Source organism: Phaeobacter gallaeciensis DSM 26640 (assembly GCF_000511385.1).
GTDB classification, from domain to species: Bacteria; Pseudomonadota; Alphaproteobacteria; order Rhodobacterales; family Rhodobacteraceae; genus Phaeobacter; species Phaeobacter gallaeciensis.
Genome location: NC_023139.1, coordinates 46,406 through 71,051, shown reverse-complemented (window position 1 = coordinate 71,051; position 24,646 = coordinate 46,406). Strand labels below are relative to the sequence as shown.

Here is a 24,646-nt window from a genome sequence, read left to right as displayed (position 1 = left end):
GATCCGGGAAGCGAAGGAAAATCTGACATGGCAAATACGGTTGACCTCAATTCGGACCTCGGTGAGGGGTTCGGGGCCTGGAAAATGGGTGATGACGCCGCCCTGATGGACATTGTGTCCTCGGCGAATATTGCCTGCGGGTTTCATGCCGGTGATCAGAATATCATGGCGCGTACAATGGAGATTGCGGTTCGAAAGGGGACCGGAATCGGGGCGCATCCGGGCTTTCCGGACCTGGCAGGCTTCGGACGGCGCAGGATGAACTTTTCTGCTGAAGAGCTGAGCAATATGATTGGCTATCAGCTGGGTGCTGCCCAGGCGATGGCGCGGCTTGCCGACGGTTCGGTCCGGCATCTGAAGCTGCATGGCGCTTTGGGCAACATCGCATCGGAAGACATCAGTGTTGCACGGGCCTGTTTCCAGGCGGCCCTGGCGGTCCAGCCGGACATCATTCTGATGGCCATTGCGTCGACCGCCATGGAGCAAGCTGCCAAGGAATTGGACTGCACCTGGGTCGGGGAGATTTATGCTGATCGTGAGTATGAAGAAGACGGGACCCTGGTGGACCGCAAAAAGCCGGGCGCTGTGATTGAGGATGCTGACTATGCGGCCGAGCGGATCTTGAAGATGCTAAAAGATCAGGCTGTCATTACAAAATCTGGAAAACGCCTGCCGTGCCGCGTGGATACGGTCTGTTTGCACGGAGACACCAGTGGTGCATTGGCAATGGGTTCGAAGATCCGAAGCAACCTGATCGATGCAGGTGTTTCCATCAGAATGTTCGGCGCTTGAGCGGTCCTGCCCGCCGCTTTTCAGCTCGCCGCAAAAGTCTCGTGCGGGCTAGCGGCAGACAGCAAGTTCTGCGGATATTTCGAACCGGTTGCCGCCTTGTTCCGAAGAGGCAACCGGAAGGCCTGAAAAACGGGGGTAGTTTTCAGGCCAGTTCTGCGGACAAAGCAGTTGCCCAGCCGTCCAGCCATTCAAGCGCGGCTTCTTCCGGGTAGACGCCGGATTTTGCGTCATGCTCCATCCGGTCGACTAGGCGTTTCGCGCCCAAATCGGCGAAGGTCGCATCAAATGCCTTGCCGCCGCCACAGAATGTCTGTGGATAGTCCTGGCTTCCCAAAGCGATTACGCCATAACGCACATGGGACAAGTTGGGGCGCTCTTTGGTGAGGAATTCATGAAATGGCTTGCCGTTGTCCGGAACTTCGCCCGTTCCGTATGTGGAGCTGCAAATCACTTAGGTGTCTCGCGCATCCAGCATTTTTTGCGATGCTTTTTCCATGCGGACGACACGTGCCTTGTGGCCAAGCTCGTTAAGCTTATCTGCCACTTCGTCTGCGACCATTTCGGCAACACCGCTCATGGAAGCAACAAGAACAACAATAGGATGTTCGCTCATTTTCTTTCTCCCGCCGATTCCACTAATTGGAGTCAGCTCATTCAGATCCGGACGCGCCGGGGTGTTTGTCATTGAAAGCTGCCGAGAGCCCTAGAGTAACCTCCTGAGCCGCTGCCTGGACGTAGATCGACAGCCGCTCCACCATCTGTGTGTTGACCTCGTGTTCGTTGAGGACAAGCGTGATACTGCCGATGATTGACTTGTTGGCAGCAAAGATCGGTGCTGCAATGCCGACTTTCCCTGCGTCGAGCTGCCCGTAAGCGACTACGATCGCGTCATTGCGAATGCGCTTCAAGCTGCGCCGGAATTCCTCCCAGGTGGCACCCAGGCCGGAGGTTGCTATTTCCTTTTCATTTTCAGCATAGATCACCTTGAGATTGCGCCCCGGAATATAGGCGAGCACGACACGCGACGCTGCGCCCAGGAACAGGCCCAAAGGGCGGCCTCTTTCATAGGAAAGAGACTTATCCGGATCGACAAACCCCTCACTGTGCACACACATTACCTGATGGCGGAATTTCCGGCACAACAGAACGGAACCGGCATCGTCGGTTAAGTCCACCAGCCGCCGCATGATCGGCGTTGCGGTTTTGACGAGCTGATCCTGCCGCCTGATCATCCTGTCGAATTCGATGATTGCAGGACCCAGCGTATAAACACCGGGGTTCAGCGCCTCTACAAAGCCTAAAGCACTTAGGCTGTTGAAGTAGCGGTAGGTTGAGCTGCTGGACAGTTCCAGGCGTTTGGTCGCCTCTTCTACCGTCCATTCAGGTTCATCCATGGTGAAAAGCTTCATGACTGATAGAAGTTTATCTGCTGTAGCCATAAAGCGATTCTCCGGATTGCTGAGTGAAAGGAATAGTTAAACGCAGCACAGCCTACCAGTCGTCATCTTCGTCTGCTTCTGCTGTCAGCTCGTCGATGATTTCTTGCCAGCGGTTGCCGGTTGTATCCACTGGTGGATGCTCCTTGCCGCAGGTGTCACAGGTCCGCATGGCCTGATCGCTGTTAAAGGCAGCGGTCGCCCGCAGATACCCTTCTTGCGGCAGTTCTTCGGCGGTGTCCCATGTTACGCGGGCAACCTCCGAGGCACAGCCCTCGCAATACCATGCCACAGCTTCCAGCCCGGCATGTTCTGCCTTGTAGCGGTACAGAATGGTTTCTTCCGAAGGCACGACGCGGTGCGGAATGCGGGCGGGAACGTAAATCATCTCGCCCGGAGTGCCATTCACATAATTCACACTGCTCTGGCGGAACTCGACTTTGGCCGCGCCGGACATCAGCACGATCATTGTGTCTTTCTCGCAGATCAGATGAAACGGCTGAACGCGGTCACTGCGGCTGATGTTGACCTGTGGGTCGACACCTTCCGAGATCGCCGGGTATTCGTCAAAGCAGCCGATCTGCTGAGCGAGTTGGTATGTTTGGTGAAATCGCCTGCGTGGCATCTTTCTTTCTCCTCGCTGAGATCAAGCTGACGTTGCTTCAATGAGCAAATCACGGCAATGCTCACTGGCTTCGTAGTTGGTGTGGTAATTGGTCCAGCCCCAAACATGCATCGGGAACTTGTCGTGCACGTGCCCGCATTTTGAGCAGGTCCGTACGTCAACGCTGTCGTTGTATTCCTTGCCGAACTCAAAACTCTTGAGAAGCGTTTCCAGCGGGGCAAAGTATCCGGGGACCGGGCCGCGGATTTCGTTGTAGTTCTCGACGTCGAACTCGTGATCCAGCATGACGTTCTGGCACTTGTGGCAGTGGAAGGTCAGACCTTCGTGCTGCCGCACACCTTTGGCCGATTGACGCTGAACAACGATCATCAGCATCACATTCTCCGGGTCGCGTTCATTTTCAAAGAAAGAGCCGACATGATGGCTGCGCGGACCCACCATCAAGGTCCCGGTACGCACTGCGGATCCTTTCGAAGCCAGGCAGAGGAAGGTTTCATCTACCGAGTTCGTGTGGTGGAAGTGCCCCATGCCCGCGTCGCCCAAGTCGCCCTGAAACAGGGCGATGCCCGGGACAAGACATTCTTCAGTGACATAGGGGAAGGGGGTTGTCAGTGTTGTGTTTGCAGTCCGTGCAGCGTGGAATGCGTTAGAGGCCAGTGGAGGCCGGTCCGGATCGGGCGGCGCAATGGTCAATTGCTTGCTGTCAGTGCTCATTGGCTATCGTCTCCTGTTGGGTGTCAGAAACGCCGGCATCAAGCCCGGTCAGGCCCGATGATGGAGCCAAGCTTCCAGCCCGCATCAACGTTGCCGTCGATCGTCATCCGGCCGGCCATGAATGCTTCCGTTGGGTCCTTGCTGCCATCGGAAATCTTGCAGAAGTCTCCGAACTTAATATTCACGATTGTTTCTGCGTCGTTGTCTTCGTTCGACACGACATGAGGAACATTCTTGGCGTCAATGAAAATTACGCCATCGTCGCCAAAGTTGAATTTCACAGTATGTCCGAAGCCGCTGTCTTCACCAACGCGCTTGCGCATTTCAGCAGTCATCTCTTCGAGTGTGGGTTTGGTCATTTGATTTCTCCTCCCATTGAAGCCATCTCCCAGATTGGTGCTCCTATCGCCCCTCTGTATGATCACAAATCGCATATTATGGGAAAATTGTCAAACATGAAGTCTAAATTTATTGTTTAGCGCGAAAAATACTGACATAATAGAGCAGCTGATTGTCATCATGCTCGGCCTGCCCAGACCATCACAGTAACCGGCTCTGGAAGCGATGGCCGCAGAGAGGGGTTCTTCGAATCCTGGTTCACGACGGAAAGGGTGGAGCATTGTCTAATAGACGGAAAATCGTGATCGTTGGCGGGGGGCAAGCTGGGGGCCGTGCGGCTCTGGCTGCACGCTCAACTGATCCATCTGCTGATATTACTGTGGTCGCCAAAGAGGCATTTGCCCCCTATGAGAGGCCGATTCTGTCTAAGGCGATGCTGCTGGATGCAGAGACGAAGGTGCCCTATGTTTTCGATGAGGCCGCTGCGCGGGAGCAAGGTATCCAGCTGCGGCTGGGAGAGACTGTCACGCACATTAACCGGGCCGCGAAGATTGCCAGTCTCGAGCAGGGCGGTGACCTTGCCTATGACAGCCTGATTCTTGCCACCGGCAGCAAGCTGAGGCGAATCTCCTTGGAGGGCGCAGATGAGAGTGCGGTTCACTATCTGCGCAGCATGGGGGATTGCATCAAGCTGAGAGAGCAGTTGAACCCGGGCAGGCGCCTGGCGGTTATTGGCGGTGGCTTCATCGGATTGGAAGTCGCGGCCACTGCGCAGAAACTTGGCTGTGCTGTTACAATCGTCGAGGCGGGCGAAACACTGCTGCCGCGGATCGGGTCGCCAGCAGTCAGTGCACGTGTACAGAAATATCATTCTGATAGCGGTGTGCAGTTCCTGTTCGGCGTTCAGGCAAGCGCGTTCAAGGATGGTGGCCTGCAATTGTCTGACGGCACAGTCTTGCCGACGGATATGATACTGGTCGGCATTGGAGTCGACCCTGAAACGTCGTTGGCAGAAGCAGCAGGCTTAAGCATTGAAAACGGGATAAAAACTGACAGTTTCGGACGGACCTCGGACCCGGATGTTTTTGCCATCGGGGATGCGGTGAACCAGATGAACCCAGCCTATGGCCGACATATGCGCCTGGAGTCCTGGGAAAATGCCAATGTTCAAGGCGACGCCGCCGGGCGGTCCGCAGCAGGACAGCTTACGGAGGTTTCGACCACTCCCTGGTTCTGGTCCGATCAGGGCGACCTCAATATCCAGATCCTCGGCATGCTGGATGCGGACAGACCGGCCGTAGAACGCATCAGTGAGGATGGCGGTGTGACGCTTGTCCAGCTGACCGGCAACAAGATCACGGGCGCTGTGACACTCAATCAGGCTCGGGATATGCCGCTGCTGCGCAGAATGATTGCCGATCCGGAGTTTTTCGGCGACGAAGCCACGTTCGCTGATAGCGATGTACCCCTTCGCAAAATAATGAAGGCGGCCCGCCGCTGATTGACTGGTATAGCTTAGCGCGAAGCGAAACCTGAAATGACATAGGGGGCGGAATAGAAATATTCCGCCCTTTTCAGTTTCGAGTGCCTCAATACAGTAGGCGCCGCGTCTTGATAGAGCGCCGGGGCGTTACGCAGGGATCGCGGGTTTTGGCTGTCGCACAAGGCACAACAACCCGATCCAGGAAAGGACAAAGGGCACCAGCTCTCTGGAGAGGATGGTTGTCTGAGCGTCGTTTACACCATCCAGCCCCATACCAGCCAATCTTGTCAGAACGACAAGTGAGAGCGTCGTGCAGACCGCAGTTAAACCTGGCTTCAGAAACGATGGGAACGCCACGCCATATAGCGCAAAAAGGCCTAGGCCCAGGTGAAAGCCTCCAAAATCGACGCGAATACTGGTTATTCCGTCTGGCGCCAGAACAGAGGTGCCGCTAATCACGCTGGGATCAAGAGCGCCGGCCACTCCGGCCAGGCACATAATCAGCCCGCAAAGCAGCAGTGCAGCTCTTGGAACTTTTGAAAATAGTCTTTGCGTTGAAGTGCTCATGCCTTCCTCCCTTGGTAGTGCATATTCGGCTTTTGGATGAATCTGTGTGCTTTTGCCCTTTAGTCTCCAGGCCCTCAGGCGGCTTAAGCCTTGGCCGGGCAGGGGCTGAAAGGCTTGCCGCCAAAGGGCCGCTGCCCCAAAAGGAAAAACTTTGCCTAGCGCCGGCCGTTTGCAAGCAAAGGCGTATTGCTAAGGCGAAAAGAGAAGCACCGGAAGAAAACCGGTGCTTGAGTTGTCATGCCAGGCATCATTGTTCGTACCTGGCGTTTTGGGTTCACGCGCCCAAATGTTTCTTGAAGAAGTCCAAGGTCGCTGCTTCCGCTGAAACGGCTGCCTCTTCTGCGCGGCCGCTGCGGCCTAGGCGGGCAAAGGCGTGGCCGACACCGTCGTGAACGGTTACGGTTCCCGTATCGGACTTTTGCACATGTTCAGTGATGGCGGCCTGGGCTTCCGGCGGGCACAGGTGGTCCTCGGCGCCCAGATGGATAAGAAGCGGGGCCTGCGGGCCGGTGCTGGTTGCAAGGTCCTGACTGATTGCCACGGGGTAGAAGCACACGACCGCATCCGCTGCATCAGAGGCAGCCATCCGGAACGCAACCCGACCACCCAAACAGTATCCAACCACACCGATTTTTCCGGCCAGATTGGCGTCTTCGCGCAGAAGGTTCGCAGCGGCATCCATGTCGCCCAGGCTTGCCTCAAGGTCAAATCCCTGCATCAGGGCCATGGCCTTGTTGCGGTCTTCCTCTGATGCGGCGTTCAACTCTACATCGCGCTCTTGGCGCCAGAACATATCGGGCGCAATCACATCATATCCCTGAGCTGCGAACCAGTCGGACGCGGCCCGGATGTTATCATTCACGCCAAAGATTTCCTGAACGAGGATGATTCCGCCAATGGCGTCTCCTGACGCAGGGCGGCTGCGATAGGCTGAGAAAGATTGGCCATCAGCCGCAGTGATTGAGATTGTCTTGCTATCAATAGCCATTGTCGTGCTCCGTATTGGGCATTGGGGGAATTGGGGCAGGGGTTACCCGATGACGCCCGCTTCTTTGTAGTACCGTGCAGCGCCTGGATGCAGCGGGATCGGGGACGCCGCCATGCGTTTCGGCTCCAGCGGATAGCTGAGAGGGCTGTGCTCCGGCGGAATATGGCGGAACTGCTGTTCGATAACCTCGCGCGTTTCAACCAGGCACCAAGTCAAGAGGTGGGCGAGATCTTCGGGCATGTCGTCCCGCACAAGCACTGCGAAATCCGAGAAGTTCAGTGCAGCGAGCGCTTCTGTTTGGCCTTCCCAGAAGTTGGCAGGGATTGTCGCCCGTTGCCAGCCGTATTGCTCTTCCAGCTTCGTCAGTGCGGCGCTTTCTGCAGGCAGGAAAGTCAGAGACCGCCTGGCAACGGCATCCCGCCACCATGGGGTCATGTATGCCTCTTGCAGCAGCGCATCGACTTCGCCGTCCCGCATGCGGAAGACCGATTGCTCCGGACGGGTGTCGGTAACCAGATGACCACCCCAGGATTCAAGCGTTGCCCGGTCAATTCCATGCGCTTCTAGATAGCGGGCTGCTGTATAGCCAATCAGATTGACGCCATCATCTTCAGATGTCGCCAAAGTGATCGGTGGTTTTTTCTGCCGCAGCTCTTCGAAACTTGTGATTCCATATTTGGGATCAATCGCGAAAACCATGCGGTCTGTTTGCGGCAGGATGGCAAGCGTGCGGAGGCGGGGCAAAGGATTGCCCTCAAAGATGCCTTCTCCAGCCAGAGCGCCGGGCAGCATCTGGACAGGGGTGGCGATGCAAAGGTCCATCTCCCCCTTTGACACCGCGATGGGAGAATCTGCCCCGGCGATCAGGTTCCAGATCCCGACTCTAGACCCCTTTGCCGTACGGTCGCAAACCTCCTGGCAGAGCCAGGAACAGATACGGTGGAAGTTCGCCTGCCCCCAGTCGCCGGTAAAGTTCAGGTGAACACTTCGATCTAGTTGCGGCTGAACTTGCCGGTCTGTTGCGCTGGCCATCTTGGAATCCACCCTTTGATGTATTATTGTCTTCTTATAGGATTTACGGACTTGCCACAATAAAATTTTCCCGTAATTTGAGAAATTGAAGAATCACAGCAAGCTGACCGCTTGGGCTAAGCGGCAGTTTTGAACCTTAACTGTTTGTGCCGCCGGGCAAATACACACCCCTGATAGGAGCCTGCGCATAAACGGTCAGGTTGAGAGGAGCAGAAAGTTCAAGTGAAAAACATAGCAAACTATGTTATAGGGTGGCCGCGAACAGATTCTGGAGCTGCCCCTACCGCAGGCCGTAAAGCACGAAGGGCCTAGAGGCGGGGCCTGCCTGCGAGCCCAAAAATTACTAAAGCCACTAAAATCGGAGGAAAAAATGGCAAAACTTGTGGAACTTGATGAAGTTGTAACACTGGCGGACCAGTTGGGGAGCAATGAAGGCCCTGTTGTTCTGGTGAATGTGTTCTCGATCGATCCAAAAGACGAAGAAGCTTTGGTGAAGGCATGGGCGCATGACGCTGGCTTTATGAAAGAGCAGCCCGGCTACATTTCAACGCAGATGCACAAGGGCTTGGCAGGCAGCGCCACCTACATGAACTATGCGATTTGGGAGAATGTGGAGACGTTCCGCAATGCGTTCACCAATCCCGAGTTTCAGGCCCGTATCGGCCAATACCCGGAGAGCGCTGTCGTGCGCCCGCACCTCTTTACAAAGATGACTGTGCCGGGTTTCTGTGTCGGTTAATGAATAGCACAGGCCTAAGCCTTGGCCCTGCGGTCTCACAACCTTAGGGCCAGGACCCATAATCCTGCATCGCTGGCGCGCGAACGGCAAAAAAGCAGTGGTTCGCACGTCCGGGGGATTTGGCTGATTTTGCCTCTGAGCTGCGTCACATCTTCTTGAAATATAACCACTATTCCTGTGGATCTGTTCCTTGTCAGAGGCAAAGCCAGTCAAACCAGAGGTGCAGGATTAATGGGTCCTGACCCTAGTGCCTATTTGCTTTTTACATGTATCGGCTGTTCCAGCATAAAGCTCTCGATGATGCGCGCCGTGGAGCTCAAAACCGAATAGATTTGAGGGCGTGTCGTCTCATTGAGGTTGGAACTTTCCACGATAACGGAAAGAGAGGCGTTTATCCCCAGATCGGCACTTCGCAACGGGGCTGCGATCCCAACCAATCCAGTGTCCACCTCGCCGTGTGTTTCGCTGATGGCCACCTTTCTGATATTCGCGAGATCCGCATAGGCGGCCTCTGCATCAACCGTGGGCTCTTCCTGGGAAATCAACGAAATGATCTGACGCTTCGGAAGGGTGGAAAGCACGGCTTTGGATGTTGCCCCGCGCAAGATCGGCATCGGGCGCCCAAGTTCGTAACTTGTCTCGAACGTCGCATTAAATGCCCGTTCCTCGGCGACACACATGACGGTCTTACCATACAGACGCGCCAGGATTGTGGCGCAAGGAAGAGCGATCTGCGCCAACAGTGGGCGAAGGAATTCCGAACCGGACAAGACCAGAGGATCCGTCAGTTTGATCCGACGGTAATATTCGATAAAGACCGGCCCCAGACGATATCGCGACTCGACCGTGCTTTCCAGCAATCCAGCCGCCAGCATCTCGCGTATCAGTCGGTAAAGCGTGCTTGCCGAGGTGTCGAGCTCCTTAGAAATCTCTGTCACCGTCCAAGTCGAATTTCTCTGGTCGAACAACGCGAGAATCCGCATGTACCGCATAATCCCAACCATCTCAGCATATCCCTAATTCGAATGACATTCTGATTTTACCTTTTACCGGTAAAATCCAGGGAAAAACAGGCCAGCCATGCCGGTCTGGGGAAAATAAAACGAAACCTGCTGCCTTGTTTTGGATGGGTTTTTTGAAAAGCTGCGGATCGATGTTCGCACCTGCAACGATTGTCCGTTCTTTTGACAGGCTGACCCAGAGGTGATCCAGGCAGTCCGGAGGTTCATCGCGACCAGGCCGCTTCAGGATCGTTATCACCTGACCCTGGAAATTGTGAAGGCGTGGCTTGCCGCACGCAGCGCTGGATGAACCATTTACCATATTAAAGCCATTTCAACTGTTGCTTATGTGCATTATTTCCATTATACGATAATAATACAACGAGGGGAATGAGATGCCACATAGCACTGTCCAGGCAGGAGCCTATCTGCACCACGTCGCTTTCGAGAGTTCAGACCCTGAGCGCCTCGCCAATTTCTATGCCGCTAACATGGACATGGATGTCGAGAAGATTTCCGACACCGAATTTCGCTGCACTGGTCCGCTGCGCCGTTTCGTGGCGGTGAAAGGTGAAGACCAGAAGCTTGCCTATGCAGGGCTGGCTTATCGCAATGCCGGGGTGCTTGCGGATCAGCGTGCGCTGGCCGAGGCGAATGGGGTGGAAATCCTCGATAACGTGTCCCCCTACTTCGAAGATGGGGCCTTTGCGGTGCGTGACAACGATGGACATCTGATTTGCTTTGGGATGGCGAAAACGCGCACTGTCTCTTACAAGCCCGAACGCGATGGCATCCATGCGCCAACCCAGCATTTGACCTTCGCGACCCAGAACATCGAAGGTTTCAAAGAATTCTACGTCGATAAGCTTGGCTTTTTCCTGTCCGATCGCGTGCTGCACGAAAATGGCGAACCGGCCACGATCTTTACGACGACGAACCACGAACATCACACGATCGCGTGCTTCAAATCCGATCGCACTGGCGTGGACCATCATTCCTATGAGGCGGGCACGATGGACAACATCAAACAGTTCTGCGACCGGTTCTCTGCCAATGATGTGCTTTTGACCTGGGGGCCTGGCCGCCATGGACCTGGCAATAACCTGTTTGTGTTTTACACCGACCCGGACGGCAACTGGATCGAGATTTCAGGTGAACTGGAAACCATCTACGACCGCGACGTTATCGACTGGCCCCAGGACGCACGCACGCTCAACAAATGGGGTCGCGCCGTTTTGCGGTCATAATCGGAGAAATAGACATGAAACTCATCAGCTTCACACGCCTGGGCGCGGCCGGTGTCGGCGCTCTGGTTCCTGGCGGCATCGTCGATCTGACCGGCAAGCTCAGACCGGACGTCACAAGCCTCAAGGCGTTGATTGCCGCCGATCTCATGGAGGCTGCGGCCCGTTATACAGAAGGGCGGTCGCCAGATTTTACCCTGACCGATGCAGTGCTTTTGCCTGTCATCCCGGATGCTGGGAAAATCCTCTGTGTAGGTCTGAATTACGAAACCCATCGCGCAGAAACCAAACGGCCCGATGCGAAACATCCAACGATGTTCGCACGGTATCCCGACAGCCAGATTGCCCATGGTCAACCGATGATCATGCCCGCCATCTCTGACAAGCTCGACTACGAAGGTGAACTGGCCGTCATCATCGGGCGCGGGGGCCGCTGCATCCCCGAAGAGACGGCCCTGTCCCACGTTGCGGGGTATGCCTGTTACAACGACGGCACCATTCGGGATTGGCAGCGCCACACGCATCAGTTCGGGCCCGGCAAGACCTTTCCCGGCACCGGTGGTTTTGGCCCCTGCATGGTCACTGCCGATGAGGTGGGCGATTACACCAAGCTGCCGATCCAGACCCGTCTGAACGGCGAAGTGATGCAGGATGCGACCCTCTCAGACCTCATTTTTCCGATTGAGCGGTTGATTTCATACATCTCCACCTACACGCCGCTTTCCGCCGGTGATGTCATCGTCACCGGAACCCCCGGTGGGGTCGGGGATCGGCGGGATCCGCCGCTCTATATGAAACCCGGCGACGTGGTTGAGGTTGAGATTGGCATGCTTGGAACGCTGACCAATCCGATTATGGCAGAAAGCACGTCCTGAGATGCAGGGCACAGCGCTGGACACTGATATTCTCGTCATTGGGGCGGGACCTACGGGGCTTTTGTTGACCAATCTTCTGGGCTCTATGGGGATCAAAACGATCCTCATAGAGCGCAACAAAACGACCGTGCAAGAACCCAGGGCAGTGTCCATCGATGACGAATCCATGCGCGCGCTGCAAGCCGCAGGGCTGTCTGACGAGGTGGCCACCATCACGGCAAAAGGTTATGGCTCCCTTTATCGGGGGCCATCCGGGCGGCAATTTGCCGAGGTGAAGCCCTTCGTCAAAGAGTACGGATTCGACAAGCGAAACGCCTTTGAACAACCCGAGTTCGAGGCCCTCATGCGCAAGGCTTTGGCGCGTCATGCCTCTGTTGAGGCACGATTTGGCATAACGCTTGACGGCTTTGAGCAAGGCGAGGATCGCGTTACGGCCGAAGTGACAGGCCCAGATGGGCCGCAAGCAGTGACCGCCCGTTACATGGTGGCCGCTGACGGCGGGCGATCCCAGGCCCGCAAGGCGCTTGATATTCAACTCGAAGGCTCCACTTTCGAAGAGCCCTGGCTGATCGTTGATCTGGAAACCACGAAGAACCGCTGTTTTCACACCGAGGTTTTCTGCGCGCCCAAGCGTTCAGCCATTACCCTGCCCGGTCCCGGCGGCATTCGGCGTTATGAGTTCAAGCTCAACCCCGGCGAAACAGTGGAAGAGGCCGAAGAAGAAGCTTTCGGCCGCAAACTTCTGGCCGAGACCGGCCCCGATGAAAACGAGCCTATCCGGCGTCAAAAGGTCTATACATTCCACGCCCGTATCGCCAGCAAATGGCGCGTCGGGCGGGTTTTTCTGGCTGGGGACGCTGCACACCTGACCCCACCTTTCGCGGGTCAGGGGATGAACAGCGGCTTGCGGGATGCCCATAACCTGGCTTGGAAGCTGGCTGAAGCTCTGGATATGGCTAATCCGGGAGCCCTGCTCGACAGTTATGAAAAAGAACGCAAACCCCACGCCTGGTCGATGATCGAACTGGCGTTGAAAATGGGCAAGGTGATGATGCCGGATTCGGCGCTGCGCGGTTTTATGACCCGCACCGGGTTCCGTCTGCTGGGCCTCTATGGCCCGGCGCGGGACTATGTTGCGCAGATGAAGTACAAGCCAAAGCCAAAGTTCTCGGACGGTATGATCCGCCCGGTTGCAAGCGGCGCTGGCGCAGGTGCCGTGGGCCGGATGATCCCGCAACCCCTGGTGAACACGCTGTCGCGTGAAGAACGGCTGCTGGATGCCTGTTTGCCGGATCGCCCTGTTGTACTGGTCTTTGACGAAGCGCCGGATAGGGCTGTGGATGCCGCACTGATTGAGCAGTTGCGCAGTGCCGGAGCAGAGGTCATCGGCCTGACACCAGAATGGACCAATCCGGTTACCGCCGCCTTCCCGATCCTGCGCGACCGCAGCCGCTTTTTCTCGCAGCAACCGTTCCGGGACTGTCTGGGGCATGCGCTGTTGCTGCGCCGGGATCGTTACGTCGCGGCGATTGAACCGGTTGGGAATATCGCAGGGCTGTTGCCCGTGATCCAAAGCCTGACAGCGGGCGCGACACCAAAGTAATCCGGCCCGCCAGAAGTGAAAAAAGACGGCCCTTGCTGGGCCGCCTTTTGTTTATCTTACTCGGGATTGTTGTCTGCGCTCTTTACCCTAAGACAGCAGCCCGGCTTCCTCATAAAATCGCTGGGCGCCGGGATGCAGCGGCAACGCGGTCCGGGGCATTTTTTCTGGCTGCAGAGGATAGCTCAGCGGGCTGCGGTCTGGTGGAATATGCGCGTACTGCTGTTCAATTGCGCCGCGGGTTTCGACCAGACACCAGGTCAGAAGATGCGCCACCTCTTCGGGCATGTCATCGCGTACGACGATGATGAAATCCGAGAAATCCAACGCGGGCACCGGCGTATCATACCCTGACCAATAGCCCGCAGGGATGGTGGCCGCTGGCATGCCAAGTTCGCCAGTCAAAGCCTCAAGCGGGGTCTCTTCTGCAGGAACGGGGCGCATCTGGCCGCTTTCAACCAGATTGCGCCACCAGGGTGTCATGATCGCTTCTTGCAAAACGGCATCCGCCTTGCCCAAACGCACCAGTTCAAGGCACTCATCAGGGCGGTGCGCAGTGATCATCTCACCGCCCCATTCAGTGATCATGTCACGTGATATGCCATGCGCCGCCAAAAAGCGCGTGGCCACGTAGCCAATGAAATTGCCTTCTGCATCTGTAGAAGTGACAAAGCGCAGTGCAGGCTTTTTGGTGCGCAGATCCTCAAAGCTCTCGATTCCGAATTCAGGAGCAACGGCCAGCATCATTCGGTCCACCTGCGGCAACACCGCCAAGGCCCTGAGATTCGGCATCGCGCCCAACTCGGCGAAGATGCCCTCTCCTGTCAGAGCCTGCGCCATCAAAAGGTGCGGCGTGACAAGACAGAGATCCGCCGCCCCTTCATGAACTTCGGTCAGCGCTTCAAGACCACCTCCCAGAACACTGGATATCCGGGTCCGGCTTCTCGGACCCGCACGATCGCAGAACTCCTGAGTCAGCCACGACATGATGCGGTGGAAGTTTGCCTGACCCCAATCGCCGATGAAATCCAGACGGTAGGTTCTATCAATCCGTGGGCCGGGGTGCATGTTCTTGGTCATATTCGTTTCCTTATGGATTAACGACGGCCCACCACATTGCCTGAGAGCGTGATGTCATTGCTTCAATTGCTGTCTCTGCTTCCTTGAGCGGATACCGGTGCGTCACCAGCTCATCCACTTCAAGCCTGCCTGATCCCAGCAGCTCCAGCACCATCCGTGCATCTTCGCGCGAATTGTTGCGGGTGGCGATGACTCGCCAGCAATTGCGCAGCATCCCGATCAAGGGCACCGGGAAAGGCTGTGTGGCGCCACCCATGTGAACAAAAGCCCCATTCGTTCCCAAACCCGCCACGGCCGGCCAGAAATTTGCCCCCTGAGGTGCAAAATCGAGAATGGCATCAGCCCCACCCGGCAGCAATGACATGACTTTGCCGGAAAGGTCCGCCGCGGGATCTTCTTCCCCTTCGAAAACATCGGTGGCAACAAGATCGACTGGCAAATCCGTAATGGCCCGCAGTTTTTCGAGCCGTTCTGACGATCGGCCCACAAGAACCAACCGGGAAATCCCGAAAAACGGGGCGAGCTTTATCGCGGCTGTGCCCATTGTTCCGGTGGCAGCAAAAATCATGACAGTTGCATCTGGCAAAAGGCTGGCCGCTTTCAGACAACGCACCGCATTTGCAAGGTCTTGCACCTTTGATCCAACGTCAAAGCTGACATTGTCAGGAAGCGGGTCGACATATCTGGCGGGCAAGCGGACATATTCCGCCAGAGCACCCGGATGGTATTCCCGAAATTCCGGAACCGGGTTTTGTCCAAAAGCAACGAAACCAACCATCGCTGCCTGGGCACACATTTGGTCCACCCCGGTCAGACAGTGCTTGCACCGGCCACATGACATCGTCGGATGCATACGGACCCGATCCCCGACCTTGAAGTCGCGGACCTGATCGCCGATTGCTTCTACTATTCCGGCACCTTCATGGCCAATGGTTGTCGGTGCCTGATGCAGCATTCCCATCTTGAGAAGGGTGAAAACCCCGGGTGCCAGCCCTGCCGATTTCACCTTGATCAAGACGTCACCGGGTCCACACTCCGGCACCGGCACTGTTTCCAATCCCGCAGGGACATCCGCCCCGTTCGCGCGATATGCTAGCATATCCATTTTTCTTCCCTCCCTGATATTCAGACCTGACGGCCAATGATGCGAGCCCTATCCCAAACGAATACCTGAGTTCATTTCTGCAAAGCGTGCGGGTTCGGCCGCAGGCGGTGCCTCCTCTTGCGTCAGAATAGAAATATGCTGTGACGGCGCGTCCGAGAAACTTCCGAACGCACAGCCAAACGGGATCGAAACGTAGTCACCCGGATTGAGCGTAACGGTGCCGCGTTGCGTGACCAGCGTCCGCGTGCCGATGATCTGACACTGGATTTCGTCTGCGACACGGTGTCGGCGGTAAAACCGTGGTGCCGTTGAATCGAGCTTCGTGCTGCCGACCCAAATCCGCTTGGTTTTGTAAATCCAATCGGTCTCACCAGGAGCGCCATCGGGTCTAAGAACTTCTAGTCTCTCACTGCGCGTCTTTGCCGCGTCAAGCAGCAGATCCTCCTGCGCCATCGACACCGAAACATCACAATGCGGCCCCCCCAAACAAGAAGTCGTAGCCTCGGACATATTCGCCGGGCTCCATCCCTCGAAGGGCGGCACCAGATGTTCGCTGACAAACGCCGGTTCCATCGTCGTTTCCATCGGGCCGTGCAGATAGATCAGCAGGTGGACGTCTTCACGGCCAAAGTTGTCGTGCGCAACGCCGACGGGGATGCTTGAAAAGTCACCCGGCCTCAACTCAACCGTGCCAAGCTCTGTCATCAACGTCCGATCACCGCAGACCTGAAAAGACAGTTCTTCGGCATCTGTGTTGCGGTGGTAAAACGGCTGACGGCCGTTCATGTTTTGCCATTCCAGGCGCAAATTCGGCCCTTCGAACACACCGCGGGGGGGCGCAAATTTCAGCGGCTCATAGTGGTGATCAAAATGGAATACCGGCAAGGCTTCATCGGCCTCCCATTTTCCACCGAACGGGTGGGGCGGGAGCGTTAGAAGAAGATCCTCATTCCGCTCCAAAACATACTCGGGCCCTTGCAGTGGCAGCGAGTCAAAAATCTCTTTTATCATGGTCGTGTCCTCCTCCTACGGTGTCGTGTACCGCCGTTACGCCGATGCGCTCTCAATCTCTGAAACCCAAAGGTCCCAAGCACGGCCAATCTGTCCGCTGGTCGTCTCGTCACAGGCCAAGGCCTCACCTTCTGTCAGATACTTGGGGCGTCCCCATGGCCATTGCAGATTGCTGCAAATGCGCGCCCCGCTCTGTCCAGACGGCCCGGAACACAGCCTCACGCAAAGAGCGCCCCACAACCGTAAAGCCGTGGCCGCGCATCAGCACGACATTGGCGTCCCCCATGTGCCGTGCAAGGTCTTCGCCCATGCTGCGGCTTCGTATCAACAGATCAGAAGCATCCCCGGCAATGCCGGAAATATCATGCGGTACTGGGCTGCCATGCAGAAAGCCGCACATATGACACATCGGGCGCAGCGGGACATCCTGTAGAACGCTGAACGGCACCACCGAAGGCGAATGGCTGTGCACGATCCCCATGACATCAGGGCGTGCGCGATAAATCTCGGCATGAATGAACCGCTCCAGAAACGGGCGGACTTCATTGCCGGTAATCTCTCCGTCCGCGTCATGCAGAAACACGTCGGGCGCTGTCACCAATCCGGGCGCCATGCTCCGCGACATCCAAAAGCCGCCCTCGGACGCACGGACGCTGACGTGACCAAAGGCGTCTAGAACACCCTGCGCATAGAGAACCCGGCTCGCCAGAGCGATGTCGTTTTGGACCTCCGTCATGTGTTTTCTACTGAAAGGCGTCTGTGCAGGAAATCCAGCGTTGCGGCATTCGCGCGCTCGGCTGCGGCCTCGTCGTAGTGATCACCGCCGACCCGCGCAAAGGCATGCCCTGCACCGGGATAGGACATCACTGTCACACGCGGATTTTCCGCAAACGTTGACGCGATTGCCGCCTGTGCTTCGGGCGGGCAAAGATGGTCCGCTTCCGCCACATGCACCAGAGCCTCTCCCTCAAAGCCTGCGGCGGACTCCAGAACGGTATGAAGTCCCGTGCCATAGTAGGGCACAATACTGTCGACATGCGAGCCGCCCGCCAGCTGGAAGCCCAATTTACCGCCCAGGCAAAACCCGACCACGCCGACCTTGCCTGTGACTTCGGGCTGCGCGGCCAGCCAATTGACGCAAGCCTGTGCATCCTTCAGCGCCAGCCCCTGATCCAGCCCCTTCATCAGCCCCGTCGCGCGTTCATACCCCCCCGGCACACCGGGATTGATCTGAACATCGCGCTCCTGACGCCAAAAGAGGTCAGGTGCCACGGCAAGAAAGCCAGCAGCAGAGAACTTGTCGGCAAACCCTCGGATGGTGTCATTAACCCCGAAAATCTCCTGCAAAACGACAACAGCCCCGCCGTTTGACTGCTCGGGCCGGGAAACATAGGCCCCCATATCCCCACCATCCACAGGAATAGAAACGCTCGCATCCGTCATGATGTCATTCTCCTCCGTTAAAGCTCAACGCCCACACTGGATACTTTGTCGTTTTTATCATTTATCGGTATTATCATGCATTTGACACCACATCAATTACCTTTTTTCGGAACTATCATGTCACAAGGCACTCCGTTGATCGAAGCCGAAAAGGCGAAAGCGAGCAGGCAAATGGCGACGGATCTGTATTGCGACCCCTGGTCGCTGTGATGAATGACGCTGTCGGGCGTGCGCTGTGTGAAAGCCATGCTCATCGCATCAATGCGAATGCCCTTCAGGAGCAGATAAAGCCCTTAGGCCAGTCTACTGGTGTCTTTCCGATCATGGTTCATCTTTGGGAGCAAGAAGGCCTGTCTCAGAAGAGACTTGTCGAACGGGTGGGGATTGAGCAAGCGAGGATCGCCGACACACTGTCAAGAATGGAACGCGATGGCCTGATCAAACGTACGCGGGACGTTAAGGACGGCCGTATCCGGCAAACGTGGCTGACCGAGCGCGGGCGCCTTGAAGGACCCCACATTGGCCGAGGCACAAGAGCAAAACCGGCGTGCACTGGAGGGGGTGAGCGGGGAGGGGGGAGCAGCAACAGCAACAGCTGGTCTTCCTGATCTCAAAGGCGATCAAAACGATTGAGACCCGAAGCCGATAGATTGCGAATAGAAAGCGCCGCCCAGCCCGGCATGTTGCGGTTCGCAATGCCGCAAGCAGAGCAGTTTCCACACTGCTCTGCCGCGCGGTGGCTGTTTGATTTCGACCTTAACGCAGATTCAAGTTAGAACGTTTGCGTGAAGGCAATCGTGATGCCGTTCTGTTCGCGGATACCGTTCAGGCCAAGGCGTCCTGAATATGTTACATCGAAGTATCCACCGGACTTGGTCAGATAGGTGACCCCCAGGCCGACAACACCGTAAGTCGGTTCATCCAGATATTCATCCAGACTGTTGGTCAGCTCATGTTCGAAGCCAAGTGTTGCTTTCGGAGACCAGGTGCCCGGGGCCAGCTGCTTGGAAATCCGGGCCTTTGCCCAGATCGTGCTGTACTCTTCTGTAGGGCCGTTGACGCCGGAGGAGACATTTCCGAAATTGTCGGCCGTCGCTTCGATCCAGGATTTCTGATAAAGAGCGCCAAAAATCGGGTTCAAAACCCAGCCGTTTGGAACCCAATTCAAGTCCGAGCTGTCGAACCGGCCGACCAGTTCGGACTGGATGTACAGGCGGTCATCATCCTGTTTTTGAATGATCGCCGCAGTGGGGCTGATCGGCAGATTGATATCGGTTCCACCGAACATATACTCGATACGCCCTGACACACCCCAATTCTGATTGAACTGCTTCAATGCATCCGCACGCAGACCCCAGCCGCCATAAGACAGTTCGGCAACACCAATATTATTAATATCAGTGTTTTCATAAAACGCACCGAATGCAACCATTGTGCTCGGATCAAAAAATTTGACGTACTGAGCATCAAAGCGATAAGTTTGCGCATCCACCTTCACAATACTGCCGCCGCCACTCGTATCGACATATTCTGTCGAGAATCGGATGAAGGAATCCGGCGAAATCACTTTCAAGGCATGGAAATCTCCAATTCCCGAAACCGGGGATGTGTCATATCCGGAAGTAGGCCCGCCGCCATGTGCAACCCCAGTTACAGCCCGGGCTACGCCAATTCGTGTTTGCGCAATTCCGAACGGTTCATTCGACAAATAGCTTTCCAGCAATCCGGATGCACCAAGGTTGTATATACCTGCGATCCCGGTGGGCAGGCTCCCCTGCTGCCCATTCTGTGCCGACCCCTGCTGCTGAGCAGAGGCAACTGACGCGAAAACAGCAAGCGCGGCGCTGACTGATGTGACTTTGATGTTCATGGTATCCTCCCGTAAAATGCCATAAAATGGCTATTTGGAAGTTTATATATATACTTTTTCCCAAAAACAAAGAAAAACAATGCATCAAAACATTTCAAAATCCCATTTGGCGAAGCCAGGCATGATGAGGCAAGTGTGAGTTGCGAATGCTGCAGTTTCAGCTCGGGAAATCGCCTGACCTTCAGCTCAGACCGCCCCAATAACCGTGGCTTTCTTCCCATTCCCAGACAATCCCGGCGGATTCAGTGTCCCAAAGTTCCAGCTGATCAATGCTGATTCGAGAAACTCAATTTCAGTCGATTCAAGAAATTGGGAATCACCATTTGATTGTTCGAATTCAGAGATGTGTCTGGTGGTCACCTATAGGCCCCCTGGGCCGTTGGACTTTTCAGCCTGACTGTTCCAGAGCAGGGAACGCTTCTCAATTTGCAGATCTGGTGACTATTGCAATCAGATTAATTGTGGAGGACTCTTTTAACGTCTTCTGGAAATATTGATGCCGAGACGCCCGTGTTTATTTTCAGTGCTGCTTCCCAAATCACTTTCCCCCTCTCCAGGGGGGTGTGCGAAATCAACGTTTCGGCATTGGACATTTTCCATTCTGCATCGGAAAGGTCCCGCCAAACAACATTTAGATGCACCGCAGAGTGGCTAAAAAGATGACGCAGCGCGCGGGCCGGAATTGTCGCGTATTCGCGGAGTTCAGGCAGCACGGAACCGCTCAATTTTACGACGGGTGTGCCGGTCCGGATGGCTTCGATTTCATTGGCCAATTCGCGCGCATGCAGGCCAACCGATGCAACAACATGACAGCGCTGCCATCCCGGTACACAGCTGTCCTGGTACAATTCCGGATCCGGCAAAGCATTCAGCAAACGAGCAAAAAAAGCAGTGCCGCGCCGTGCCAGAAGGAGGTCGCCGGACGGCGCCAGGTCTGAATCAGATCTGGCGCCGTCACCCGCCCGGAACCTGCCCGTTCGCTGACCGGCTTCCCTCACTCTTTGCCCTCAACATAGCTGCGGGCAAAGTTGAGCCGCTCCATAATCGGCGCATCGGAGAAGCGGAACAGATCAAACTGGGTCTCTGCTTCCAGCGACCAGGAAACCCACGAAGGAATGACAAACAGATCGCCGATATCCAGCGATTGGCGCTTGCCATCAATCACAACGGCGCCGCTGCCCTCGAATACCTGGAACACGGTTGAGCCGACGTCACGGCGGGTCTGGGTTCTCGCACCTGCCCTCAGGCGATGGAATTCGCAGCGTATGGTGGACATGACATCGCCGCCGGTGGTTGGGTTCACATACCTGACCGCCGCATGACCCGGAGCAATTGTCGCCGGGTGGCCCTCATCCTCCAGCAGCAGCTGCTGGGTCAAGGCCTGATTGGTGTACTCCCACCGGTAGGCTCCGATCGGAGAGGAGACGGTGTTTTGCAGCTGTGACAAGGGTCTTAGTCCAGGGTGGCACCACAGGCGTTCCCCCTGAGAATATTGCGGCGTTGCATAGTCGGTCACCCGGTCGGAGCCGAATTCAAAGAACCCGACATCGTTATGCTGGCTGAACGGAATGTCCAAACCGTCAATCCATGCCATAGGATTGTCGGTGTCGTTGTGGTGGCCGTGGAAGTTCCAGCCTGGTGTCAGCAAGAGATCTCCGCGGCTCATCCGCACGGGGTCGCCGTTGACAACTGTCCAGACGCCTTCACCTTCAACAACAAAACGGAATGCATTCTGTGAATGCCGATGCTCGGGTGCGGTTTCCCGTGGGCCGAGATATTGGATTGCGGCCCACAGAGTGGGGGAGATATACGCGTTCCCGCCCAGCCCCGGATTGGCAAGCCCCAGTGCCCGCCGCTCTCCGCCGCGGCCAACGGGTACCAGATCTCCAGAGGCTTCCGCCAGCGGCAGGATGGACTTCCACTTCCAGACGTGAGGCACGGCTTTGGGCTTGGGATGCATCGGCATCAGGTCGCCAAGCTGCGTCCAAAGCGGAATGATGTGCTCGTCTTCAAAGCTTTTGTACAAGCTGCGCAGCTCGGGGCTGTCATCAGGCTGCATAGAATGCTCAACGTTCTCGTGTGTGGTCTCGGAACTCAAAACAATCTCCTACTGTCTTTGATTATGCCGCGTCCGGCTGTTTGGGAGGAGCGGCGTTTTGGAAGGCAGGCAAAGTGTCGAGTGCTGCGAAAACGCGCGAAATGTTCGGCCAGTTCTCCACTGGAATGCCAAACCGCTTGTTGTTCCAAATCTGCGCATAGAGGCAGACATCGGCCAATCCAGGGGTGTCGGACAGACAGTAGCGCGCCTGCTGTTCCGCTGAGGCCAGCGTTTGTTCAAAAGCGTCAAGAGTGATCGACACCCAATGTGTGAACCAGGTCTTTTGCTTTTCTTCATCGGCCCCGAACTCGCTGCCGAGATATTGCAGAACCCGCAGATTATTCAGCGGGTGGATGTCGCAAGCAATCAGGTAGGCAAGCGCGCGGTCCTGCGCCCTTGCATCCGGATCAGCGGGCAGAAGTGCAGGCTCCGGATGAACCTCATCCAGCCACTCGATGATGGCAAGAGACTGTGTCATGACCGTGCCATCCTCCCGGACAAGCGAGGGGACCAGCCCTTGGGGATTCAACGCCAGGTATTCCGGACTCCGGGTTTCACCTTTACGCAGAACATAAGGGATGTAGTCATAATCCAGCCCCTTCAGGTTCAAAACCGCCCGCAACCGGGTCGATGTTGAAGACCTGAAGAAGTTATGCAGCTGAAAGCTCATTCCGCTGCACCGATTGTTGTGGTGATCTCGCCCAGTCCCTCAATGCTGACGGCGCAGACATCGCCGGGCACCATGGCGCCAACACCTGCCGGAGTTCCGGTCATGATGACGTCGCCGGGCTTCAGGTCGATGAAGTTCGACAGGATCGAAACGATTTCAGGCACCGACCAGATGAGTTCTGCCAGGTCGGCCTGTTGTTTGACTTCGCCATTGACGGTCAGCTTGATCTCCCCGGATGATGGGTGGCCCACAGCGGATGCCGGATGCACGGGACCGATTGGTGCGGAGCGGTCAAACGACTTACCCATATCCCAGGGCCGCCCCTGCTCGCGTGCTTTGAGCTGCAGATCCCGGCGGGTCAGGTCATTGCCGACTGCATAGCCCCAGACGTGGTCCAGGCTGTTTTCCAGCGAGATTCTGCGGCCTTCTTTGCCAATCACCACAACCAGCTCTGCTTCATAGTGCAGGTTGCTGGTTTCAGCGGGATAGGCGACAGTTTCGCCATCCATCACAATGGCGTCTGCCGGCTTGGAGAAGAAGAACGGCGGATCCCGGTCCGGGTCCTTGCCCATTTCGCGCGCATGTGCGGCATAGTTCCGGCCAACACACAGGATGCGGCGGACAGGCAAGCGTTCATCGCTGCCGGCCACGGGAAGTGTTACAGGGTCTTGCGGGGGAAAAACGTAGCCCATTTTCTGTCCTTTAGTTCTCGAGACCGTTTGAGCCGTACAGCCAGTGCAACTGGTCGCACCATTCATCGGGGGTCATGTTCGACATAACGTGATCGCGCACCGCCGCCTGGGCGTCATCCGGGTGGTAGATGTAGTCACCGATCAGTCGCGAGTTCATCTGAACCCGCGCAGTCCGGACACGGCGCATTGTTTGATATGTTTCCAGCGCATTTTCGATGTTATCGCTGTAGTTTTCCATGCAATGGGACAGGCAGACGGCATCTTCCAGGGCCATACAGGCACCTTGGGCGAAGTACTGCAGCATTGGATGTGCTGCATCGCCGAGCAAAGCCACGCGGCCATCCCGCCAGTTGGAAATCGGGTCGCGGTCGCACAGAACCCACAGCTTCCAATCCTGCCCATGCTCGATGATCTGGCGGGCTCTGGGGGCGATGTGCTCAAAGCCTTGCATCACTTCCTTGCGGCTGACAGGGCGGCCGACAATCGGTTCCTGCAAGTCGCGGTGATATGTAACCACCAGATTATATACCTTCCCGCCTTTCAGCGGATAGTGCACAATGTGGCACTTGGGCCCGGCCCACAGGGTTGCTGCGTTCCAGCGCAGATCTTCTGGCATTTGCTCGGTCGGGATCACACTGCGGTAAGTCGTATGGCCGGAGATGCGCGGTTCGCCGTCACCCACCATTTGCGCGCGGATCGGGGACCGGAGACCCTCGGCACCAATCAGCGCGGAACCTTCGAAGACGCCAAGCGACGTGTTCAGCCGAACAGTTTTTCCATCCTGATCGTAACCGTTCACCAGGGTGTTGGTGCGGATCTCGATCAGGTCGCTTGCTTCGCAAAAGTCCAGAAGAACAGAGTGCAGGTCAGCCCGGTGAACCACTGCATAGGGGTTACCCATGCGCTTCCGGAACTGCTCACCCAAGGGAATGGAGGTGATGTCGTTGCCGCTTTTTGCATCCATCAGACGGAGAGAGTCGACATAGACGGCTTTGGAGCGCGCTTCATCGCCGACACCCAAGTAGTCGAACGCGTGAAACGCATTGGGACCAATCTGAATTCCGGCGCCGATTTCCCCCAAGATGGGTGCTTGCTCGACAACGATTGAGCGGAGCCCTTTCCGGGCCAAGCCGACAGCGGCGGCCAAGCCGCCAATTCCGGCGCCCGCGATCAAGATAGGCTGTGATGGCATCTTTGCCTCCATGTTTCATAAGCCGAAGGTCGCAATCGCAACTTTCTTGT

General features: G+C 56.4%; 27 protein-coding genes and 1 pseudogene. 7 read left to right on the top strand and 21 right to left on the bottom strand.

Annotation, left to right across the window (positions count from 1 at the left end; translation table 11 throughout):
* Positions 1-27 precede the first annotated feature (27 nt).
* Positions 28-792, top strand: coding sequence for a LamB/YcsF family protein (locus tag GAL_RS20445; RefSeq protein ID WP_024099497.1), 765 nt, complete (start codon positions 28-30; stop codon positions 790-792).
* 142 nt (positions 793-934) lie between these two features.
* On the opposite strand, the pseudogene GAL_RS20440 reads toward GAL_RS20445, so the two are convergent.
* The 5 genes and pseudogenes from GAL_RS20440 to GAL_RS20420 all read right to left on the bottom strand — a co-directional run bounded on the left by GAL_RS20440 (position 935) and on the right by GAL_RS20420 (position 3,926).
* A pseudogene (locus GAL_RS20440) lies at positions 935-1,405 on the bottom strand (flavodoxin domain-containing protein).
* A 37-nt stretch (positions 1,406-1,442) separates the two neighbouring features.
* Complete coding sequence (locus tag GAL_RS20435) at positions 1,443-2,231, bottom strand: IclR family transcriptional regulator (protein WP_024099494.1); 789 nt, start codon at positions 2,229-2,231, stop codon at positions 1,443-1,445.
* A gap of 52 nt (positions 2,232-2,283) precedes the next feature.
* A complete protein-coding gene (locus tag GAL_RS20430) occupies positions 2,284-2,853 on the bottom strand; it encodes a cupin domain-containing protein (RefSeq protein WP_024099493.1) in 570 nt (189 codons plus the stop codon).
* A gap of 21 nt (positions 2,854-2,874) precedes the next feature.
* Positions 2,875-3,567, bottom strand: a complete 693-nt coding sequence (locus tag GAL_RS20425) for a cupin domain-containing protein (RefSeq protein ID WP_024099492.1) — start codon at positions 3,565-3,567, stop codon at positions 2,875-2,877.
* Positions 3,568-3,605: 38 nt separating this feature from the next.
* On the bottom strand, positions 3,606-3,926 hold the full coding sequence (locus GAL_RS20420; protein ID WP_024099491.1) for an SCP2 sterol-binding domain-containing protein: 321 nt from the start codon (positions 3,924-3,926) through the stop codon (positions 3,606-3,608).
* A 260-nt stretch (positions 3,927-4,186) separates the two neighbouring features.
* On the opposite strand from GAL_RS20420, the gene GAL_RS20415 reads away from it, so the two are divergent.
* Positions 4,187-5,407: an NAD(P)/FAD-dependent oxidoreductase gene (locus tag GAL_RS20415; RefSeq protein ID WP_040104395.1), complete on the top strand. Its 1,221-nt coding sequence runs from the start codon at positions 4,187-4,189 to the stop codon at positions 5,405-5,407.
* A 129-nt stretch (positions 5,408-5,536) separates the two neighbouring features.
* On the opposite strand, the gene GAL_RS20410 is transcribed toward GAL_RS20415, so the two are convergent.
* The 3 genes from GAL_RS20410 to GAL_RS20400 all read right to left on the bottom strand — a co-directional run bounded on the left by GAL_RS20410 (position 5,537) and on the right by GAL_RS20400 (position 7,976).
* Complete coding sequence (locus GAL_RS20410; protein ID WP_024099489.1) at positions 5,537-5,956, bottom strand: DUF4345 family protein; 420 nt, start codon at positions 5,954-5,956, stop codon at positions 5,537-5,539.
* 274 nt (positions 5,957-6,230) lie between these two features.
* A complete protein-coding gene (locus GAL_RS20405; protein ID WP_024099488.1) occupies positions 6,231-6,944 on the bottom strand; it encodes a dienelactone hydrolase family protein in 714 nt (237 codons plus the stop codon).
* Between the two features lie 42 nt (positions 6,945-6,986).
* Positions 6,987-7,976, bottom strand: coding sequence for a TAXI family TRAP transporter solute-binding subunit (locus GAL_RS20400; RefSeq protein ID WP_024099487.1), 990 nt, complete (start codon positions 7,974-7,976; stop codon positions 6,987-6,989).
* A 370-nt stretch (positions 7,977-8,346) separates the two neighbouring features.
* Here GAL_RS20400 and GAL_RS20395 point away from each other — a divergent pair, with 370 nt between their 5' ends.
* Positions 8,347-8,715 carry an antibiotic biosynthesis monooxygenase family protein gene (locus GAL_RS20395; protein ID WP_024099486.1) on the top strand — a complete coding sequence of 123 codons (369 nt, stop codon included), beginning with the start codon at positions 8,347-8,349 and terminating at the stop codon, positions 8,713-8,715.
* Between the two features lie 251 nt (positions 8,716-8,966).
* On the opposite strand, the gene GAL_RS20390 is transcribed toward GAL_RS20395, so the two are convergent.
* Positions 8,967-9,719 carry an IclR family transcriptional regulator gene (locus GAL_RS20390; RefSeq protein WP_024099485.1) on the bottom strand — a complete coding sequence of 251 codons (753 nt, stop codon included), beginning with the start codon at positions 9,717-9,719 and terminating at the stop codon, positions 8,967-8,969.
* A gap of 1 nt (position 9,720) precedes the next feature.
* Complete coding sequence (locus tag GAL_RS22570) at positions 9,721-10,038, bottom strand: hypothetical protein (RefSeq protein ID WP_145957945.1); 318 nt, start codon at positions 10,036-10,038, stop codon at positions 9,721-9,723.
* A gap of 73 nt (positions 10,039-10,111) precedes the next feature.
* Between GAL_RS22570 and GAL_RS20385 the strand changes: the two genes are divergently transcribed.
* The 3 genes from GAL_RS20385 to GAL_RS20375 are packed head-to-tail and all read left to right on the top strand — an operon-like array spanning position 10,112 to position 13,438.
* A complete protein-coding gene (locus GAL_RS20385) occupies positions 10,112-10,963 on the top strand; it encodes a VOC family protein (RefSeq protein WP_024099484.1) in 852 nt (283 codons plus the stop codon).
* Positions 10,964-10,977: 14 nt separating this feature from the next.
* Positions 10,978-11,835, top strand: coding sequence for a fumarylacetoacetate hydrolase family protein (locus GAL_RS20380; RefSeq protein ID WP_024099483.1), 858 nt, complete (start codon positions 10,978-10,980; stop codon positions 11,833-11,835).
* A 1-nt stretch (position 11,836) separates the two neighbouring features.
* The gene (locus GAL_RS20375) at positions 11,837-13,438 is read left to right on the top strand and encodes a bifunctional 3-(3-hydroxy-phenyl)propionate/3-hydroxycinnamic acid hydroxylase (protein WP_024099482.1); all 1,602 of its coding nucleotides are present in this window, start codon (positions 11,837-11,839) and stop codon (positions 13,436-13,438) included.
* Positions 13,439-13,525: 87 nt separating this feature from the next.
* Here the strand turns inward: GAL_RS20375 and GAL_RS20370 are convergent, their stop codons facing one another.
* The 5 genes from GAL_RS20370 to GAL_RS20350 all read right to left on the bottom strand — a co-directional run bounded on the left by GAL_RS20370 (position 13,526) and on the right by GAL_RS20350 (position 18,074).
* Entirely contained in the window at positions 13,526-14,515 is a 990-nt protein-coding gene (locus GAL_RS20370) for a TAXI family TRAP transporter solute-binding subunit (protein WP_024099481.1), read from the bottom strand.
* Positions 14,516-14,525: 10 nt separating this feature from the next.
* A complete protein-coding gene (locus tag GAL_RS20365; RefSeq protein ID WP_407674858.1) occupies positions 14,526-15,614 on the bottom strand; it encodes an alcohol dehydrogenase catalytic domain-containing protein in 1,089 nt (362 codons plus the stop codon).
* Positions 15,615-15,668: 54 nt separating this feature from the next.
* Positions 15,669-16,631, bottom strand: coding sequence for a cupin domain-containing protein (locus GAL_RS20360; RefSeq protein ID WP_024099479.1), 963 nt, complete (start codon positions 16,629-16,631; stop codon positions 15,669-15,671).
* 124 nt (positions 16,632-16,755) lie between these two features.
* Positions 16,756-17,367, bottom strand: a complete 612-nt coding sequence (locus GAL_RS20355) for a class II aldolase/adducin family protein (RefSeq protein WP_024099478.1) — start codon at positions 17,365-17,367, stop codon at positions 16,756-16,758.
* Complete coding sequence (locus tag GAL_RS20350; protein ID WP_024099477.1) at positions 17,364-18,074, bottom strand: dienelactone hydrolase family protein; 711 nt, start codon at positions 18,072-18,074, stop codon at positions 17,364-17,366. The genes GAL_RS20355 and GAL_RS20350 overlap by 4 nt, the downstream gene beginning before the upstream one ends.
* A gap of 209 nt (positions 18,075-18,283) precedes the next feature.
* On the opposite strand from GAL_RS20350, the gene GAL_RS23020 reads away from it, so the two are divergent.
* Complete coding sequence (locus GAL_RS23020; RefSeq protein WP_052331607.1) at positions 18,284-18,682, top strand: MarR family winged helix-turn-helix transcriptional regulator; 399 nt, start codon at positions 18,284-18,286, stop codon at positions 18,680-18,682.
* Positions 18,683-18,846: 164 nt separating this feature from the next.
* On the opposite strand, the gene GAL_RS20340 is transcribed toward GAL_RS23020, so the two are convergent.
* The 6 genes from GAL_RS20340 to GAL_RS20315 all read right to left on the bottom strand — a co-directional run bounded on the left by GAL_RS20340 (position 18,847) and on the right by GAL_RS20315 (position 24,596).
* Complete coding sequence (locus GAL_RS20340; RefSeq protein WP_024099475.1) at positions 18,847-19,944, bottom strand: hypothetical protein; 1,098 nt, start codon at positions 19,942-19,944, stop codon at positions 18,847-18,849.
* A 455-nt stretch (positions 19,945-20,399) separates the two neighbouring features.
* On the bottom strand, positions 20,400-20,942 hold the full coding sequence (locus GAL_RS22345; protein WP_024099474.1) for a maleylpyruvate isomerase N-terminal domain-containing protein: 543 nt from the start codon (positions 20,940-20,942) through the stop codon (positions 20,400-20,402).
* The gene (locus GAL_RS20330; protein ID WP_043939882.1) at positions 20,939-22,003 is read right to left on the bottom strand and encodes a cupin domain-containing protein; all 1,065 of its coding nucleotides are present in this window, start codon (positions 22,001-22,003) and stop codon (positions 20,939-20,941) included. The genes GAL_RS22345 and GAL_RS20330 overlap by 4 nt, the downstream gene beginning before the upstream one ends.
* Before the next feature lie 61 nt (positions 22,004-22,064).
* Entirely contained in the window at positions 22,065-22,712 is a 648-nt protein-coding gene (maiA, locus tag GAL_RS20325) for a maleylacetoacetate isomerase (protein ID WP_024099472.1), read from the bottom strand.
* Positions 22,709-23,404, bottom strand: a complete 696-nt coding sequence (locus tag GAL_RS20320; protein WP_024099471.1) for a fumarylacetoacetate hydrolase family protein — start codon at positions 23,402-23,404, stop codon at positions 22,709-22,711. Before GAL_RS20320 ends, maiA begins: the two co-directional genes overlap by 4 nt.
* A gap of 10 nt (positions 23,405-23,414) precedes the next feature.
* Positions 23,415-24,596 carry a 3-hydroxybenzoate 6-monooxygenase gene (locus tag GAL_RS20315; protein ID WP_024099470.1) on the bottom strand — a complete coding sequence of 394 codons (1,182 nt, stop codon included), beginning with the start codon at positions 24,594-24,596 and terminating at the stop codon, positions 23,415-23,417.
* Positions 24,597-24,646: the final 50 nt, after the last annotated feature.